The sequence below is a fragment of the Actinoplanes sp. NPDC026623 genome, from assembly GCF_040638275.1.
Classification (GTDB): domain Bacteria; phylum Actinomycetota; class Actinomycetes; order Mycobacteriales; family Micromonosporaceae; genus Actinoplanes.
Genome location: NZ_JBEZXZ010000199.1, coordinates 1 through 16394, shown reverse-complemented (window position 1 = coordinate 16394; position 16394 = coordinate 1). Strand labels below are relative to the sequence as shown.

General features: G+C 72.5%; 15 protein-coding genes. 8 read left to right on the top strand and 7 right to left on the bottom strand.

The genetic code is table 11. The features are described from left to right. Window positions 1–190 precede the first annotated feature (190 nt). Complete coding sequence (locus tag AB0F10_RS36980) at window positions 191–964, top strand: hypothetical protein (RefSeq protein WP_360636316.1); 774 nt, start codon at window positions 191–193, stop codon at window positions 962–964. A 193-nt stretch (window positions 965–1157) separates the two neighbouring features. Here AB0F10_RS36980 and AB0F10_RS36975 read toward each other — a convergent pair whose 3' ends face one another. Both AB0F10_RS36975 and AB0F10_RS36970 read right to left on the bottom strand, forming a co-directional pair. Then, window positions 1158–3164 (bottom strand): glycosyl hydrolase family 28-related protein, encoded by a 2007-nt coding sequence (locus tag AB0F10_RS36975; RefSeq protein ID WP_360636313.1) that lies wholly within the window; start codon window positions 3162–3164, stop codon window positions 1158–1160. A 168-nt stretch (window positions 3165–3332) separates the two neighbouring features. Further along, a complete protein-coding gene (locus tag AB0F10_RS36970) occupies window positions 3333–3575 on the bottom strand; it encodes a hypothetical protein (protein WP_360636310.1) in 243 nt (80 codons plus the stop codon). A 220-nt stretch (window positions 3576–3795) separates the two neighbouring features. Here AB0F10_RS36970 and AB0F10_RS36965 point away from each other — a divergent pair, with 220 nt between their 5' ends. Further along, window positions 3796–4416: an L-threonylcarbamoyladenylate synthase gene (locus AB0F10_RS36965; RefSeq protein ID WP_360636307.1), complete on the top strand. Its 621-nt coding sequence runs from the start codon at window positions 3796–3798 to the stop codon at window positions 4414–4416. Between the two features lie 210 nt (window positions 4417–4626). Then, on the top strand, window positions 4627–5751 hold the full coding sequence (locus AB0F10_RS36960; RefSeq protein ID WP_360636304.1) for a citrate synthase 2: 1125 nt from the start codon (window positions 4627–4629) through the stop codon (window positions 5749–5751). Here AB0F10_RS36960 and AB0F10_RS36955 read toward each other — a convergent pair. The 4 genes from AB0F10_RS36955 to AB0F10_RS36940 form a co-directional block, all read right to left on the bottom strand. Next, window positions 5748–7289, bottom strand: a complete 1542-nt coding sequence (locus AB0F10_RS36955) for a methyl-accepting chemotaxis protein (RefSeq protein ID WP_360636301.1) — start codon at window positions 7287–7289, stop codon at window positions 5748–5750. The two genes, AB0F10_RS36960 and AB0F10_RS36955, sit on opposite strands and share 4 nt — an antisense overlap. 164 nt (window positions 7290–7453) lie before the next feature. Then, complete coding sequence (locus AB0F10_RS36950; RefSeq protein WP_360636298.1) at window positions 7454–8326, bottom strand: DMT family transporter; 873 nt, start codon at window positions 8324–8326, stop codon at window positions 7454–7456. Beyond that, complete coding sequence (locus tag AB0F10_RS36945; protein WP_360636295.1) at window positions 8323–9000, bottom strand: response regulator transcription factor; 678 nt, start codon at window positions 8998–9000, stop codon at window positions 8323–8325. The genes AB0F10_RS36950 and AB0F10_RS36945 overlap by 4 nt, the downstream gene beginning before the upstream one ends. Further along, complete coding sequence (locus AB0F10_RS36940) at window positions 8997–10208, bottom strand: histidine kinase (RefSeq protein ID WP_360636292.1); 1212 nt, start codon at window positions 10206–10208, stop codon at window positions 8997–8999. The genes AB0F10_RS36945 and AB0F10_RS36940 overlap by 4 nt, the downstream gene beginning before the upstream one ends. Before the next feature lie 145 nt (window positions 10209–10353). Between AB0F10_RS36940 and AB0F10_RS36935 the strand changes: the two genes are divergently transcribed. The 5 genes from AB0F10_RS36935 to AB0F10_RS36915 all read left to right on the top strand — a co-directional run bounded on the left by AB0F10_RS36935 (window position 10354) and on the right by AB0F10_RS36915 (window position 15470). After that, entirely contained in the window at window positions 10354–11268 is a 915-nt protein-coding gene (locus AB0F10_RS36935) for an ATP-binding cassette domain-containing protein (RefSeq protein WP_360636289.1), read from the top strand. Continuing rightward, on the top strand, window positions 11265–12089 hold the full coding sequence (locus AB0F10_RS36930) for an ABC transporter permease (protein WP_360636286.1): 825 nt from the start codon (window positions 11265–11267) through the stop codon (window positions 12087–12089). The genes AB0F10_RS36935 and AB0F10_RS36930 overlap by 4 nt, the downstream gene beginning before the upstream one ends. A gap of 84 nt (window positions 12090–12173) precedes the next feature. Next, entirely contained in the window at window positions 12174–12920 is a 747-nt protein-coding gene (locus AB0F10_RS36925) for an alanyl-tRNA editing protein (RefSeq protein ID WP_360636283.1), read from the top strand. Between the two features lie 94 nt (window positions 12921–13014). Continuing rightward, on the top strand, window positions 13015–14241 hold the full coding sequence (nhaA, locus tag AB0F10_RS36920; RefSeq protein WP_360636280.1) for a Na+/H+ antiporter NhaA: 1227 nt from the start codon (window positions 13015–13017) through the stop codon (window positions 14239–14241). Between the two features lie 17 nt (window positions 14242–14258). Beyond that, window positions 14259–15470, top strand: a complete 1212-nt coding sequence (locus AB0F10_RS36915) for a cytochrome P450 (RefSeq protein WP_360636277.1) — start codon at window positions 14259–14261, stop codon at window positions 15468–15470. Window positions 15471–15769: 299 nt separating this feature from the next. Here the strand turns inward: AB0F10_RS36915 and def are convergent, their stop codons facing one another. Next, window positions 15770–16306, bottom strand: a complete 537-nt coding sequence (gene def, locus AB0F10_RS36910; protein ID WP_360636274.1) for a peptide deformylase — start codon at window positions 16304–16306, stop codon at window positions 15770–15772. Between the last annotated feature and the right edge of the window lie 88 nt (window positions 16307–16394).

The window sequence follows — 16394 nt, the reverse complement described above, 5'->3', positions numbered from 1 at the left end:
CCCCGGCCGGCGCCTCGCCCCGCGCCCGGGTCCTCGCCGACCAGATCGGCACCGCGGCCGGCGGGCCGCGCGCACCGCCCCGTTCCGCCTGAGCGCCCGCCTCCGCCCGGCCCTCGGCCGGTCGGCGGCCGGGTCGTCTCGTCACGCCCCACATCGCTGAGTGGCACGACCGGTGGACAAGGAAGAAGACATGGATTTCGCTTTTGCGCTCCTCGCCGGGCACGGTGGCCGGGCGGCCGCCGCCATCTGGGCGACCCTGATCCTGCTCGCCCTGTTCGCCCTCGCCGGGCTGGCCCTGCCGAGCGGCGTCCTGCGCCCGCGCCAGATCTCGGCCTGGCTCGCCGACTCGGCCGCGCAGAAGCGCGCCGAGACGCGGCGCCGGGCCGCGGCGGCCACGGAGTCGATCCGGTACGCGGAGGAGATCGCGGTGGTGGCGCACGGCGCGGCGAACACGGCCGAGCGCCGGCGCGAGGAGTGCCAGGAGGCGCAGGCCCGCACGCAGCAGGCGTGGCAGGCCTACCAGGACGCGGATGCCGCGCTGACCCGGGCCCGCGGCGCGGCCGCCTATGCGACACCGGCCGGCGAGGCCGACTCCGACGAGCACGCCGCGCGGGCCCGGGCGCTGCGCCGGTCCGCGCAGGTCGCGCACCGCCGGGGCGACCTGTCCGACTCGCAGTTGCTCGACGCGCTGACCCACCGCAACGGCTGGGACCCGACGCTGCACCCCGTCCTGCAGGAGTTCGCCCTCGCCCGCGCCGCCGTCGCCCACCGGTTCGCCGCCTACCAGGACCGGCTGAACGCCGAGGACGCCGCCTGGCAGGCCGCCGGAGTCGCCACCGCCGCGATCCGCAGCCTGCGCACCGAGGTCATCGCGGCCGAGGCGCGGGCGGAGGCGGCCCGCTCCGCGCTGCCGCACAAGGCCCGGCCCGCCCGCTCCGGGCGCCGCGCGCAGGCGACCGCCTGACCGGTCCCGGCCCGCCAGAGTCAGTTCAGTCGCAGCCAGGCCCCGCTCTCGGCCGAGCGAGACATCGCGCCGAAGCCGACGACCCCGCCCCGGGCGCATCTCGCCTCATCCGGCAGGTCTGCCGCAGGGTTGGGCCGCACCGGGAAGGGGCGGGCGGCCCCCATAACCGCCCGCCCGCTCCCGTTCCCCGCCGTTACCAGGTGGTCGGCGCCGGGGGCGCGACGACCGGCGGGCGGTCGTCGCAGGTGATGGTGTTCGGGAGTTCCCAGGGCGCCAGCCACGGGCCGGTGGTGCCGCCGCCGTCGTTGCCGCCGAGGTCGGTCAGGCTGAACTCCGAGCCGGTCGGCCTGAAGTTGAACGAACCGCAGTTGTTCACGCCCACCGCGCCGACGTTGCGGGCGTCCACGTTCTCGAACGAGGCGGAGCCGGCCACCCGGCCGGACACGACCGACGTTCCCGTGCCGTCGACGCGGACGTCCCGGAACTTCACGCCGTTGATCGAGTAGAGGTCCTTGACCCCCCAGTCGCTGACCAACATGATCGCGTTGTACGTGTTGTCCAGGTAGTGATCCCCGGTCACCTGGATGTTCGCGGTGATGCTGCGGTCCAGCGCGTAGAACCAGATCGCGCCGAGGCCGATCCTCCAGTTCAGTTCGAACGTGCCCGCGCGTACCACGGTGTTGTCTTTGATCGTCAGGTCGCCGGCGAACGGCTCGGCGCCGAAGCGGGAACCCACGTGGATGCCGCTGCCCTCGCGGATCGGGTCCGCCACCAGGTTGCCTGACACCGTGTTGTCGGTGCCGCCGTAGATCGCGATGCCGTTGGCCAGGGTCGGCGTCTGCACGGTGTTGTGGTCGAACGTGTTGCCCGCGTCCGCCGTCTTCTCCGACCACATGGCCAGGCCATCGTCGCCGGTGTTGCGGATGAAGTTGTTGCGCACCAGGGACTTCGTGACGCCGGTGTGGAAGTTCAGGGCGTCGGCGATCTGATCGACGATCACGTTGCCGGTGATGGTCAGGTTGTTCATCGGCCCGTCGAACCACATGCCGACCTTGGTGTGCCGCAGGTACAGACCGTCCACGGTGGAGTCACTGAGCGCGCCGCCGACGCCGTTCACCTGGTCGGCGTCGATGCGCTCGCGGACGTCGCCCTCGATCGCGAAGCCACTCAGGTGCACGTTGCGGCTGCCGCCGACGGACGCGTCCCTGCCGTAGAAGCCGACGCCGGTGTGCACCGAGCCGTCCGGCGCCGGTTCGGCGAGGGCGACCTCCCGGCCCTTGATGATCGTGTACCAGCTTCCGGCGCCCTCGATCGTCACGTCGTCGACGATGATGTGCCGGTTCACCTGGTAGGTGCCCGGCGGGACGTACACCTTCAGCCGCGCCTTGCGGGCGAACGCGATCGCGGCGTCGAACGCGGCCGCGGAGTCGCGGCGCCCGGTCGGGTCGGCGCCGAAGAGCAGCACGTTCGACGCGCGCAGGTTGACGTGCGGCGCGGCGACGAGTTGCGAGTCGAGCAGGTCGATGACCGTCCACGCGGCGCCGGCCGAGGCGGTCAGCCGGATCGTCTCGCCGGCCCGGTAGGTCCTGCCGAGCAGCAGGCGCTGCTCGTCGTAGAAGTGCATCGGCCGGAACGGCTTGGCGATCTCCGGCGTCGGCGTCGTCGCGGCCGGCACGCAGGCGCACTCCGTGATCCACCAGTCGGGGTGCAGCAGCCCGGCGCCCGGGTCGTTGGTGAACGGGTACTGGTTGTAGAGGTACGCGTACTGCGACGTCAGCGTCATCGTCATCGCCGGCCTGCCGCCGGCGGTGACCGCGAGCGGCGCGGTGATCCCGCCGCCGGCGGGCGCGTCCGGGATGCTGTAGCGCACGTTCACCGCGTTGGCGGGGCGGGGCAGGGTGAATTCGACGTACTGGCCGGGTGCCAGCCTGACCGCCGTGCGCCCGGAGGCCTCGCCGGCAAGGGTGTACGCGGCCCGGTCCGGGCCGATGACGGTGCCGTTGTGCCGGGCGTTCTCCGCCTCCTGCTCGGCGAAGTCCACGGCGGCGCCGCGACCGGCGACCAGGGCGGGGTCGAGTCCGGCGCGGGTCACCACGGGTGCCGCCGGCGCGGCGCTCGCGGGGACGCCCGCGCCGGCCGACAGGCCCAGCCCGACAACGCAGGCGGTAGCCAGTGCCGGCCACCTCGCATTCACAGACATCGAGGAGCTCTTTTCTACTGGGAGCACGCGCACGGCGGGACGACGCCGCGGGAGTGAGGTGACCTTAGGTCGCCTGTGACGAACTCCACAAGAGCCTGTCGACTATTTTCGCAATCCTGTTCCGTTCTTTCAGTTTCCGTCAGGTTCCATGATGGATTCGGCACCTGCTCACGCCGCCGTCCCGAAGCCCAGCGCGGGCACCCCGACCCCGGCGCCCACGGGGTACAGCGGCGACGTGGTCATCAGCAGGTTGAGCGCCACGTAGCGGGTGATCAGCGAGAGGTCACCGGCCGACGCCGCCGGGGAGCGGAAGCCGCCCGCCGTGTACTCCCAGGTCCGCGGCATGCGGTAGTCGACGGTGCCGTCGCCGTCCAGGTCCGGGTTGCCGACGTCCGCCAGCCACTTGCCCACGCTGGGCGCGGCAATGAAGTTGTTGGACGTGATGTCCCTGACGTTCCTGGCCTGCGGCGCGGGCGTGGCGAGGTCGCTCAGCCGCTTGAAGAACCTGTCCTCATAGGACTTCTTCGCGTAGGTGGCCCGGTAGTCGTAGGTCGACCCGGTCCGGCCTACCTCATTTCTCTTCGGCCGCGATTTCCGGCAAATTCGGCAGCTCCCGATCTAGGCTCTGGTGGTGGCAAAGTATTTCGACGTGCATCCCGACAACCCGCAGCAGCGGGCCGTTTCGCAGGTGGTCGGCATCCTGCGGAACGACGGGCTGATCGCATATCCGACCGACTCCTGTTACGGCCTCGGCTGCCGGATCGGCAACGCCAAGGGCCTCGAACGGATCCGGGAGATCCGCCAGCTCGGCGACGACCACCACTTCACGTTGGTCTGCCGCGACTTCGCGCAGCTGGGCCAGCTCGTGCAGATCAACAACGCGGTGTTCCGATCGGTCAAGGCCGCGACGCCCGGCAGCTACACCTTCATCCTGCCGGCGACCCGCGAGGTGCCCCGCCGGCTGCTGCACCCCAAGAAGAAGACCGTCGGGGTCCGCATCCCGGAGCACACGGTGACCCAAGCGATCCTGGCCGAACTGGGCGAGCCGCTGCTCTCCAGCACCCTGCTGCTGCCCGGCGAGGAGGAGCCGCTGACCCAGGGCTGGGAGATCAAGGACCGGCTCGACCACGCCGTGGACGCGGTGATCGACTCAGGCGAGTGCGGCACGGTGCCGACCACCGTCATCGACCTCTCCGGCGGCGAGCCGGAGATCCTCCGGGTCGGCGCCGGCGACCCGTCCCGCTTCGAGTAGCCGTCGACGGACGGCGGCAGGTCGTGGCTCAACGTCATCACGCCGCGCGGGGCGGACCCCCGCAGGCGCTGACGGCCAACGGTGAACAGGTGCTTCTCGTCGCGGCCAACCGAGTCCGGCTGGCTAACGGGGTGTGACATTTTCCGCACGCTTCCACAGGCTACTCGGCGGTAATGTTCGACCTCCACCGATGTGTTCACGGGAGTCACCATGCTGACCGTTCCCCCTGGCCTGGCCGGCGTCGTCGCGTTCTCCACCGAGATCGCGGAGCCCGACCGAGACGGCGGTGCCCTGCGTTATCGCGGCATCGACATCGAAAAACTCGTCGGCAAGGTGTCCTATGCCGACATCTGGGGTCTGCTCGTGGACGGGGACTTCGGCGCCCCGCTGCCGGCCGAGGAGCCCGTCGCGCTGACCGTGCGCTCGGGCGACATCCGCGCCGACGTGCAGGCCGCCATCGCCACGATGGCCCCGCTGTGGGGCCTCGGCCCGCTGATCGACATCGACGACCAGCAGGCCCGCGCCGACCTGGCCCGCACCTCCGCCACGCTGCTCGCGCTGGTCGCCAAGGGCGCCCGCGGCACGGATCTGCCGGCCGTGCCGGAGAGCCGGGTGGACGAGGCGACCAGCATCGTCGAGCGCTTCATGATCCGCTGGCGCGGCGAGCCCGACCCGCGGCACGTGAGCGCGATCGACCGCTACTGGATCTCGGCGGCCGAGCACGGCATGAACGCCTCCACCTTCACCGCGCGGGTCGTCGCCAGCACCGGCGCGGACGTACCCGCGTCCGTGTCCGCGGCGATCGGCGCGATGTCCGGACCGCTGCACGGCGGCGCGCCGTCGCGGGCCCTGCACATGGTCGAGGCCGTCGAGCGTTCCGGCGACGCCCGGGCGTACGTGAAGCAGCTTCTCGACAGCGGGCAGCGCCTGATGGGCTTCGGGCACGCGATCTACCGTGCCGAGGACCCGCGGGCCCGGCTGCTGCGCGCGGCGGCCAAGGAGCTCGGTGCGCCGCGCTACGAGGTGGCGAAGGCGCTGGAGGACGCGGCCCTCGCCGAGCTGCGCGAGCGCAAGCCGGACCGGGTGCTGGAGACCAACGTCGAGTTCTGGGCCGCGATCATCCTGGACTTCGCCGAGGTGCCCGCCCCGCTGTTCACCTCGATGTTCACCTGCGCCCGGACGGCCGGCTGGAGCAGCCACATCCTGGAGCAGAAGCGGCTCGGCAAGATCATCCGCCCGTCGGCGGAGTATGTCGGCCAGACCGACCTCGAGCCCTCCGACCTGGCCGGCTGGGAAGACGCGCTCAAGCGCAACGCGGGCCGGGCATACCTCTAGGCATCGCCGCCCCCCGGCGTCAGCCGGAAGCGGTTGACGATCGCGCGCAGGTCGTCGGACATCTCCGCGAGTTGTCCGGCGGCCCGCGTTGCCTCGGTGACGCCGACCGTGGTCAGCTGCATGGAGGCGGCCACCTCGGTGATCGTCTCCGCGACCCGGCCGCCGGCCTCGGCGGCCTCCGTGACGTTGCGGCTCATCTCGTTGGTGGTCACGGTCTGCTCCTCGACCGCGGACGCGATGGTGGTCTGGAACTCGCTGATCCGGCCGATGATCTCGCTGATCTCCCCGATCGCCGCGACCGCGCCCTCGGTGTCGGACTGGATGGCCGCGACCCGCTGACCGATGTCCTCGGTCGCCCGGGCCGTCTCCTGGGCCAGGTCCTTGACCTCGCTGGCCACCACGGCGAAGCCCTTGCCCATCTCCCCGGCCCGCGCGGCCTCGATGGTGGCGTTGAGCGCGAGCAGGTTGGTCTGCTCGGCGATCGAGGTGATCACCTTGATGACGTTGCCGATCTCGGCGGACGACTCGCCGAGCTTCGCCATCACCGTTGTCGTCGAGGCGGTGACGTCGACGGCCCGGGCGGCGACGCCGGCGGCCTGGGTGGCGCTCTGGCTGATCTCGCGGATGGAGGCGCCCATCTCCTCGGCGCCGGCCGCCACGGTCTGCACGTTCGACGACATCGCCGCGGCGGACTCCGAGACGTCGGCCGCCTGCCGCGCGCCGGTCTCGGCGCTCACCGAGCTGTCCTTGCTGGTCGCGGCCAGCGCGCCGGCCGCCGTGTTCAGGTTCTGCGAGTGAGCGGCCAGGTCGGTGACGGTCGCGCGCAGGGTAGCGGTGGCCTGCCGCAGCGAGCGGGCCATGCCGCCCAGCTCGTCCCGCTGATCCACCTCGGGGTCCCGGGACAGGTCGCCGCCGGCAACGGCGTCCAGCACCTCCGACACCCGCCGCAGCGGCATGACGATCATCCGGGCCACCCAGAGCGCGAGCAGGACCGAGAGCAGCAGGGCGACGCACATGGTCACGATCACGGTGGTACGCGTCTTCGTCACCGTCCTGTCGAAGGCCTCGCCGGCGATCAGGGCCGCGTCGGCCCGGGTGGTCTCGGCGGTGAACTTCTCCTCGTAGGCCTTGCGCAGGTCCCGGTTCGGGCCGAAGGACGCGTCGATGGCCGCCTGCCGGTCGGTCGGGTACGTCTTGAATTCGGCCTCGATCGCGGTGAACCAGGCGTCGGTCCCCGATTTGATCTCGTCGATCGCGGCCTGCTCGGCGGCGTCGCCGAGGCCCCGTGCGGAGGCGAGGCGCTGGTCGACGGTCTCCTTGCGGCCGAGGGACTCGGCGCTGAACGACTCGTCGCCGGCGATCAGGAACCCGCGCTCGTCGTTCGCGCCGGACTTGGCGGCGAGCGCGGCGTCGTTCAGCGCGGTGATGTAGGGCACCGCGCGGTTGAGCTCGTCGTTGCGGGTGGTCTTGAGACCCGAGATGCCCACCAGGCTCACGATCCCGGTGACGAGCATGCCCGCTACGGAGATACCCGCCACGGTGAGCACCTTCGTCGAGACCCGGCGGTTGCGTGCCCAGCTGGTAAGCCCTGCCAATGTTCCACCCCGTCATCCGATTCGGCGCGTCCACTCCCTCATCGGCCCGAGTTGCGGATCACTGACGGCGAAGGTGCAGAAAGGTGGCAGATTTTTCGGCTCGGCGCCTAGCTCGGGCAGGGCTCGCTCAGCTGCGGCGCGACCGGCGCCGGAATCCTCAGGTCGATCTGGGCGCGGGTCAGCAGGCTCACGCCCACCGCCGCGGCGCCCGCGCCGGCGACCGCGATCAGGGCGCCGGCCCCGCCGCCGGTGATCTGCTCGCCCAGCAGCAGCATCCCGATCGTCGCGGCCGCGACCGGGTTCGCCAGCGTGCTGACCGCCAGCGGGGCGCCGAGGCCGCCCCGGTAGGACCGCTGGGCGAACAGCGTCCCGGCCGTCGACAGCGCCGCGATCGCCAGGGCGGCGACGGCGACCGTCGAATCGAGCAGCGCGCCGAGGCCTTCGCCGGTGACGCGCACCGCCACCGTCTGGGTCAGCGCCGACGAGACGCCGAAGGAGACGCCCGCGGCCGTCGCCGGCCAGAGGACCGAGGAGCCCGGCACCGCTCCCCAGGCGCCCAGGGTCGTCAGCACCACCGCGGCCGCCATCAGCAGGCTGAGAAGCTGCGCGGTGCTCAGCACCGCGATGCCGTTCGTCGTGCCGGCCACCAGCAGGATGCCGACCAGGCCGGCCACCGTCAGGACGATGCCCCGCCGCTCGATCCGGGCGACCGCATGCCCGGCGAGCGCCGCGGCCACCGGAACGGCGAGCACCAGGGTCAGCACGCCGAACGGCTGGACCAGGGAGAGCGGCCCGTAGCGCAGCGCGACCACGTGCAGGCCCGCGCCGACGCCGTTCAGCGCGATCGCCAGCCACCACAGCGGCATCCGGACCAGCACCCCGATCGGCCGCTGCGCGAGGCGCTCCTGCAGGACCGCCGCGGCCGCGTAACCCGCGGCCGACGCGGCGCAGAGCAGGACCGCGGTGATCGGCGCGCTCACGGCTGCTGCTCCCCCGGCCGAACCAGACCGCTCTGGTACGCGATGACGACCAGCTGGGCCCGATCCCGCACCCCGAGCTTGGTCATCGCCCGGTTGATGTGCGTCTTCACCGTCAGCGGCGACAGGTACAGCCGCTCGGCGATCTCGTCGTTCGACAGCCCGTACGCCACCAGCGCCAGCACCTCGCGTTCCCGTTCCGTCAGGGCGCTCAACTCCAGCGCCGCCGGCAGCGCGCTCGGCACCGGCTGGCTCAGGAAACGGCTGACCAGGCCGCGGGTGGCTGCCGGGGAGAGCAACGACTCTCCGGCGGCCACGACACGGATGGCGCGCAGCAACTCGGCGGGGTCGACGTGCTTGCCGAGGAAGCCGCTCGCGCCGGCGCGCAGCGCCAGCACCACGTTGTCGTCGTTCTCGAAGGTGGTCAGCACCAGCACCCGGACGCCGGCCAGGTCCTCGGCGTCGGCGATGCGGCGGGTGGCCTCGATGCCGTCCATGTCCGGCATCCGCAGGTCCATGAGCACGACGTCGGCGCGCTCGGAGCGGGCCAGCTGGACGGCCTCGCGGCCGGTGCCCGCCTCGCCGACGACCTCGACCTCGGGGTCGGGCTCGACGAACATCCGGAAGCCCGCCCGGATCAGCGGCTGGTCGTCGGCCAGCAGCACCCGGATGGTCACGAAGCGGCCGGCTCGAGGTCTGCGGCCGGCAGCTCGGCCCGGACCGCGAACCAGCCGTCCTCGCCCGGGCGCACCGTCAGCGCGCCGCCGGTGGAGACGGCACGCTCGCGCATGCCGAGAATGCCGTAACCGGAACCGGCCCGGGTGACATCGGGCCGGACCGGGTTGATGATCTCCAGCGTCACCCCGGCCGCCGTGTAGGACACCGTGAGCCAGGCCGTGCCGTCGCCGTACTTCTGCGCGTTGGTCAGCGCCTCCTGTGCGATCCGGTAGGCGGCGAGGTCGACCAGCGCGGGCAGCTCGCGGGACTCGCCGAGCTGGCGGTGATCGACCCGCAGCCCCGCCGCGGCGAGATCATCGAGCAGCCCGCTGAGGCGCGCCAGCCCGCGGGTCGGCTCGGTGGCCGGCGCCTCGGCGCCGCCGAGGTCGTCCGAGCCGCGCAGCAGCCCGACCACGGAGGCGATCTCCTTGAGCACCGCGTCGGACGAGCGGCTGATGTGGTCCAGCGCCGGGGCGACCTGCTCCGGGCGGTGCGCCAGGATGTGCTTCGCGCCGGTGGCCTGCACCTTGATGACGGCGATGTGATGGGCGACGACGTCGTGCAGCTCGCGGGCGATGCGCACCCGCTCCTCGACCACCCGGCGCCGGGCCTCCTCGTCGCGGCTCTGCTCGGCGCGCCGGGCGCGCTCCTCGACCTCCGCCACGTACGCCCGCCGGCTGCGGGCGGCGTCGCCGACCGCGGTGGCCATGCCGACCCAGGCGAGCGCGCCCAGGTTTTCCGGGGCCCACCATCCGCCGCCGCCCCAGGCCACCCCCGCCAGGTACAGCGCGGCGCCGCAGCAGCCGGCCGTGGCCCAGACCGTCCGCCGCTCGTTGCGGGTCGCGAAGGTGAACAGGAGCACGACCGCGGCGACGGTCAGCACCGGCTGGCGCTCATGGTCGACGGCGACGAGCACCACCCAGGTGAGCACGGTGACGATCAGGGCCGGCCGGGTCCGCACGCGACGGGCGGAGACCGTCAGGAAGGCGACGCAGATCGCCACCGCGTCGGCGAGGCCCGGCGCGCGCGGCTGCTCGCCGTGCGGCCCGAGGCGCAGGCTCGCCAGCGCGAACGCGGCCAGAAACAGGCCCAGCGCCACGTCGCAGAGCTGCGGATGGCGGTCTATCGCCTGCCCTGCCCGCGTCTCGCGGAGCCCGCCCATCTCCATGACGATCACGTTACGCGCGGACCGGCCTCCGGAGCGTCGTCCCTGCGCGGTAAGAAGGTGACCTCGCATACCGCCGCTGTAGTACTCGGAACCGCCCGCGGCCGGACGACGCGGATCACGGCACCGGCGGGCCAGCCTGGTCCCCGTGATCGAGGTCAAGCAACTCACCAAGCGGTACGGCGCCAAGACCGCCGTCGACTCCTTGACGTTCACCGTCAAGCCCGGCATCGTGACCGGCTTCCTGGGGCCCAACGGCGCCGGCAAGTCCACCACCATGCGGATGATCCTGGGGCTGGACCGGCCGACGTCGGGCACGGCGACGATCAACGGCCGCCCGTACGCGGAGCACCCCGCGCCGTTGCGGCAGGCCGGCGCGCTGCTGGACGCGAAGGCCGTGCACACCGGGCGGTCGGCGTACCACCACCTGCTGGCGATGGCCGCGACCACCGGGGTGCCGCGCGCCCGGGTCGACGAGGTCATCGACCTCGTCGGCCTGCGCGAGGTCGCCCGCAAACGGGCCGGCGCCTTCTCCCTCGGCATGGGCCAGCGGCTCGGCATCGCGTCGGCCCTGCTCGCCGACCCGGAGGTGCTGATCCTCGACGAGCCGGTGAACGGGCTCGACCCGGAGGGCATCCTGTGGATCCGGCGCCTGATGCAGGGGCTTGCCGCGCGGGGCCGCACCGTCTTCGTCTCGTCGCACCTGATGAGCGAGATGGCGCTGACCGCCGAGCACCTCGTGGTCGTCGGCCGCGGCCGGCTGATCGCCGACGTGTCGGTCGCCGAGTTCATCGAGAGCGCCGCGCGCGACACCGTGCTGGTCCGCTCGCCCCGGGCCGTCGAGTTGCACGACCTCGTCGCCGGGCCCGGCGTCACCGTGCTCGGCGTCGAGCGCGGCGCCTTCGAGGTCTCCGGCCTCTCGGCCGCGCAGGTCGGCGACCGCGCCGCCGCCGCGGGCATCGCCCTGCACGAACTGACCGTCCGGCGGCCCTCGCTCGAGGAGGCGTTCATGGAACTGACCAGGGACGTCGTCGAGTACCACAGCATCGGAGCCACGGCATGAGCGAGGCGATCACCGCTGTCCGGCCGGCCGGTGCCGGGGCCGAGGTCACCCAGGCGCGGGTGATCCGGTCCGAGTGGATCAAGTTCTGGTCGCTGCGCTCGACCGCCGTCACGCTGGCCACCGCGGTCACGCTGCTGGTCGGCATCGGCCTGCTGGCCGCCTCGATGATCGATTCGGGCGATGCCGGCGGCCCGGGTCCCGGCCCCGGCCCCGGCAACCTCGGTCCGGTCGACGCGAGCCTGGCCGGGCTCACCTTCGCCCAGTTGGCGTTCGGCACCCTGGGCGTGCTCTTCATGGCGAGCGAGTACAGCACCGGGATGATCCGTTCCTCGCTGACCGCCGTACCGAAGCGGCTCCCGGTCCTCTGGGGCAAGATCGCCGTCTTCGGCGGGGTGGTCCTGGTCGTCGGCCTCGCGGCCGCCGCGCTCGCCTTCACCGCCGGCCAGGCCGTGATCGGCGACGGCGGCGCGTCCTGGTCCGGCACGGGGGTGGCCCGCGCGGTGATCGGCTCGGCCGTCGTCCTGGCCGGCTCGGGCGTGCTCGGCCTGGCCCTCGGCGCGCTGCTGCGCTCGACGCCGGCCGCCATCAGCACGCTGTTCGGCGCGATGTTCCTGCTCAGCGGCGTGGCCCAGCTGCTGTTGCCGGCGAGCGTGCGCGACGACGTGGTGCGGGTCCTGCCCGCGAACGCCGGCGACGCCTTCACCGCGGTGACCCGGGACTCGGACGCGCTCGGCCCGTGGGCGGGGCTCGGCGTCTTCGTGGCGTACGTCGCGGCGGTCGTCGTCGCGGGCGCGTGGCGGCTCAGGCGCACCGACGCCTGAGCCCACCCGCGGCGGAAACCCATGCACATTCGTTGGCCGATTCCACTGTGACAGTCCGGCGGGCCGGTGTTCTAGGCTCGGGAAATGGCGTTCGATCAGCATGGACACACGCATCGCCTGGACTGGGCCGATCCGACCATCCGGGAGTGGGACTGCACCGTCGTCTGGTCCGATCCGGCCGACCCGGACGCGGGGATCGTGCTCGACCGGTCGGCGTTCTACCCGGGCGGCGGCGGCCAGCCGCCGGACCACGGCGTGCTGATCTGGCAGGGCGTGCAGACCCGGATCGTGGACACCCGCAAGGGCGACGAGCACTACCTGATCCCCGCGCCGGGCGACCCGGTCCCGCCGGTCGGCGCGAGCGTGCGCGGCGCGGTCGACGACGAGCGCCGCAGCACCCTCATGCGCACCCACTCGGGGCTGCACATCCTCTGCGGCACGGTGTTCCGCGACTTCGGCGCGCTGGTCACCGGGGGCAACATGCAACCCGGCGAGGCGCGGATGGACTTCAACCTGCCGGAGGTCCCGCCGGGCTTCAAGCAGGCGCTCGAGGACGCCGTGAACGCGGAGATCGCGGCCGACCGCAAGATCGTCGCGCGGGTGCTGCCGCGCGCGGAGGCGCTCGCGATCCCCGACCTGGTCCGCACCCAGGACGCGCTGCCCCCGCTGGAGAACGCCGAGATCCGGGTGGTGGACATCGTCGGCCTGGACGTCCAGGCCGACGGCGGCACCCATGTGGCCTCGACCGCGCAGGTCGGCCGCGTCCAGGTGGTCAAGGTCGAGAGCAAGGGCCGGCAGAACCGCCGGGTACGGATCAAACTCGTCGCCTGACGCGGCGCCCCGCGAACCGATAGGGTCGGACCAGGTCAGGTGTCGCAGGAAGTCTGATCGGCGATTCCCCGCCGGCTCCTCCCGGAGGCCATGAATGTCCCTTTTTGGGCGCGGTACCTGGTCCGAGACCCGTCGCATCGGCGACCTGCTGCGCACCGAGACCATCGGCGGCATGCTGCTGCTCGCGGCCGCGCTGATCGGCATCGGCTGGGCGAACTCGCCCTGGGACGACGCCTACCGCAGCCTCTCCGGCCTGCACCTCGGGCCGCTCACGCTCGCCGAGTGGTCCGCCGACGGGCTGCTGGCGATCTTCTTCTTCGTCGCCGGGCTCGAACTCAAGCGGGAGTTCGTCGCCGGGGACCTGCGCGACCCGCGCAGGGCGGCCCTGCCGGTGATGGCCGCGGTCGGCGGCATGATCGTCCCCGCCGTGGTCTACGCGCTGTTCAACCTGGACAGCGGCGCGCTCGCCGGGTGGGCCACCCCGACCGCCACGGACATCGCCTTCGCCCTGGCGGTGCTCGCCGTCATCGGCACGCACCTGCCGTCGGCCCTGCGCACGTTCCTGCTGACCCTCGCCGTGGTCGACGACCTGCTGGCCATTCTGATCATCGCGATCTTCTACACGTCGTCGCTGCACCCGCTGCCGCTGCTGTTCGCGCTGATTCCGCTGACGCTGTTCGGGCTGCTCGTCCGGCGCGGGGTCCGCAGGTGGTGGCTGCTGTTGCCGCTGGCCGCGGCGACCTGGGTGCTGGTGCACGAGTCCGGCGTGCACGCGACCGTGGCGGGCGTCCTGCTCGCCTTCACGGTGCCCGTCCGCAAGTTCTCGCTGGCGGAACACTTCGAGCACCGGTTCCGGCCGCTGTCGGCCGGGTTCGCCGTGCCGGTCTTCGCGTTCTTCGCCGCCGGCGTCTCGGTGGCCGCGGCCGGCGGGCTCGGCGCCAGCCTGCGCGACTCGGTCACCATCGGCGTGGCCGCCGGCCTGATCGTCGGCAAGACGGTCGGCGTCACCGGCGCGACCTGGCTGGTGCAGCGCTTCACCCGGGCCAGCCTGGATCCGGGGCTGAGCTGGTGGGACGTCGTCGGCGTCGCCATGCTCGGCGGCATCGGCTTCACGGTGTCGCTGCTGATCGGCGAGCTCGCGTTCGGGTCCGGCACCGCCCGCGACGGAAACGCGAAGATCGGCATCCTGCTCGGTTCCCTGCTGGCCGCCCTGCTCGCGGCGGTCGTGCTCCGGATACGCAACGCGCACTACCGGTCGCTCACCGCCGAGGAGTCGGTGGACTCGGACCACGACGGGATTCCGGACGTGTATCAGCGCTGATCGGTATTCTCGATGACGTGACGGACATTGTGGATAGTCTCGAGGCGACGAAGCTGCTCGATGAGCTGACCCGGCTGCCCGGCCGCGAGGATCCATATCCGATCTATCGGCGGCTTCGTGAGATCTCACCGGTCATCCGCGCCGAGGACGGCGCGCTCGTGGTGACCCGCCACGCTGACTGCGCCGCCGTCACCCGGCACCCGAAACTCGGGCATCTGCCGTCGCACATGTTGGAGTTCGTCCGTCCCGACTGGGCCGACCATCCCGCGCTGCGCCAGCTGTTCACCAGCGTGCTGGCCAGCAACCCGCCGGACCACACCCGGCTGCGCCGGCTGGTCAGCTCCTCCTTCACGGCCCGTCGCGTCGAGGCGCTGCGGCCGCGGATCGCCCAGCTGGTCGAGGGTCTGCTGGAGCGGATGAGCGGCGAGGTCGACTTCGTACAGGCGATGGGTTTCCCGCTGCCGGTGCACGTCATCGGCGAGCTGCTCGGCATCCCCGAGCCGGACCGGGCCCAGTTCCAGACGCTGGTCCGCGACTGGACGCAGGTGCTGGAGGTGATCACGCCGGAGGTTCTCGAGACGGCGGACCCGGCGGCCGCGACCATCCGGGAATACCTGGCCGGCCTGGCGGCCGAGCGCCGCCGCGACCCGGGCGACGACCTGATCAGCGCGCTTGTCGCCGCCGAGGAGGACGGCGAGCGGCTCACCGAGGACGAGCTGCTCACGATGGCCGCCCTGCTGTTCGCGGCCGGCTTCGAGACGACGACGAACCTGCTCGGCAACGGCGTCGTCGCGCTGCTGCGCAACCCGGACCAGCTGGAGTCGCTGCGCCGGCAGCCCGGCCTGGCCGCCGGCGCGGTCGAGGAGCTGCTGCGCTTCGACACCCCGGTGCAGCTGCTCAGCAGGCTGGCGTGGGACGACGTCGAGATCGCGGGCGTGCCGATGGCGGGCGGCGAGCGGATCGTGGCGTACCTGGGTGCGGGCAACCGTGACCCGGAGCGTTTCGCCGACCCGGACCGGCTCGACCTCGCCCGCCCGGACAACGCGCCGCTGTCGTTCGGCGGCGGCATCCATTTCTGCCTGGGCGCGCCGCTGGCCCGGCTGGAGGCCCAGATCGCGATCCCGGCGCTGCTGGCCCGCTTTCCCCGCCTGGCCCTGTCTGGCGAGCCGGGACGGCGCGACAGCCTGGCGATCCGCGGCTACACCAGCCTGCCCATCTCGGTCGGCTGAGTCCGCGGGGCCCGCGGCGGGCGGTGAAATTAAGAACGCCGCTGCGAATTCCACGGGGGAAGAACTCGCAACGGCGTCGTAGGAAAGAGTATCGACCACGGCGGTTGTTGTCCATCCGTACCGTCGATCATCGCGGGCGACCGAAACTCCGATGCACCCTCGCCGGTCAGCACCGGGGCATCGCGAATCCGGCGGCCCGCACCGCCGTCCCGACGACCCGGGGTGACCCGGTCGGCCGAGGCCGGAAGGTGTAGAAATCGGTGGATGCGGGCCGGGGTCGGCCGGCCTGCCGGCAACGCCTAGGCGGAAACGCCGACGCCGGGGGCCTCCGCGCTCTCGGCGAGCATCTTCTTGCGCTTCTTGGCGGGCAGCCGGTCGACGTAGAGCAGCCCGTCGAGGTGGTCGGTCTCGTGCTGCAGGCAGCGCGCGAGCAGCCCGGTGCCGTCGATGCGGACCGGCTCGCCGTGCATGTCGACCCCGGTCACGTACGCGACGGTGGGCCGGCCGACGTCGGCGCGGACGCCGGGCACCGACAGGCAGCCCTCGCTGTCGATCTCGAGCTCGCGACCCTCCGGCAGGTGCAGGACCGGGTTGACGACGTGGGCGACGACGTGGGTCTCGGTCGCGTCGGGGCAGTCGACGACGAAAATCCGGGCGTCGACGCCGATCTGGTTGGCGGCGAGCCCGACGCCCTCGGCCGCGGCCATCGAGGCGAACATGTCGGCGACAAGCTGCCGCAGATCGTCGTCGAAGACGGTCACCTCGGCGCACCGCCGATGCAGCACGGGATTCCCGTAGCGGGTGATGGGTCGCGGATTTCCGGCACGAGTCTGCACCCCGCGATATTAGAACGCGCGCCGCGTGCCGGCCCACCGCGAGCCTGGAGTCGCCGCGGGGGCCGGGTGGGGGCGCGGGCGCGGGGGC

Bases quoted from the DNA above. Each gene is read 5' to 3' on its own strand.
- AB0F10_RS36980 (WP_360636316.1), top strand. From the start codon at position 191: ATGGATTTCGCTTTTGCGCTCCTCGCCGGGCACGGTGGCCGGGCGGCC.
- AB0F10_RS36975 (WP_360636313.1), bottom strand. From the start codon at position 3,164: ATGTCTGTGAATGCGAGGTGGCCGGCACTGGCTACCGCCTGCGTTGTC.
- AB0F10_RS36960 (WP_360636304.1), top strand. From the start codon at position 4,627: ATGCTGACCGTTCCCCCTGGCCTGGCCGGCGTCGTCGCGTTCTCCACC.
- AB0F10_RS36940 (WP_360636292.1), bottom strand. From the start codon at position 10,208: ATGGAGATGGGCGGGCTCCGCGAGACGCGGGCAGGGCAGGCGATAGAC.
- AB0F10_RS36930 (WP_360636286.1), top strand. From the start codon at position 11,265: ATGAGCGAGGCGATCACCGCTGTCCGGCCGGCCGGTGCCGGGGCCGAG.
- AB0F10_RS36925 (WP_360636283.1), top strand. From the start codon at position 12,174: ATGGCGTTCGATCAGCATGGACACACGCATCGCCTGGACTGGGCCGAT.
- nhaA (WP_360636280.1), top strand. From the start codon at position 13,015: ATGTCCCTTTTTGGGCGCGGTACCTGGTCCGAGACCCGTCGCATCGGC.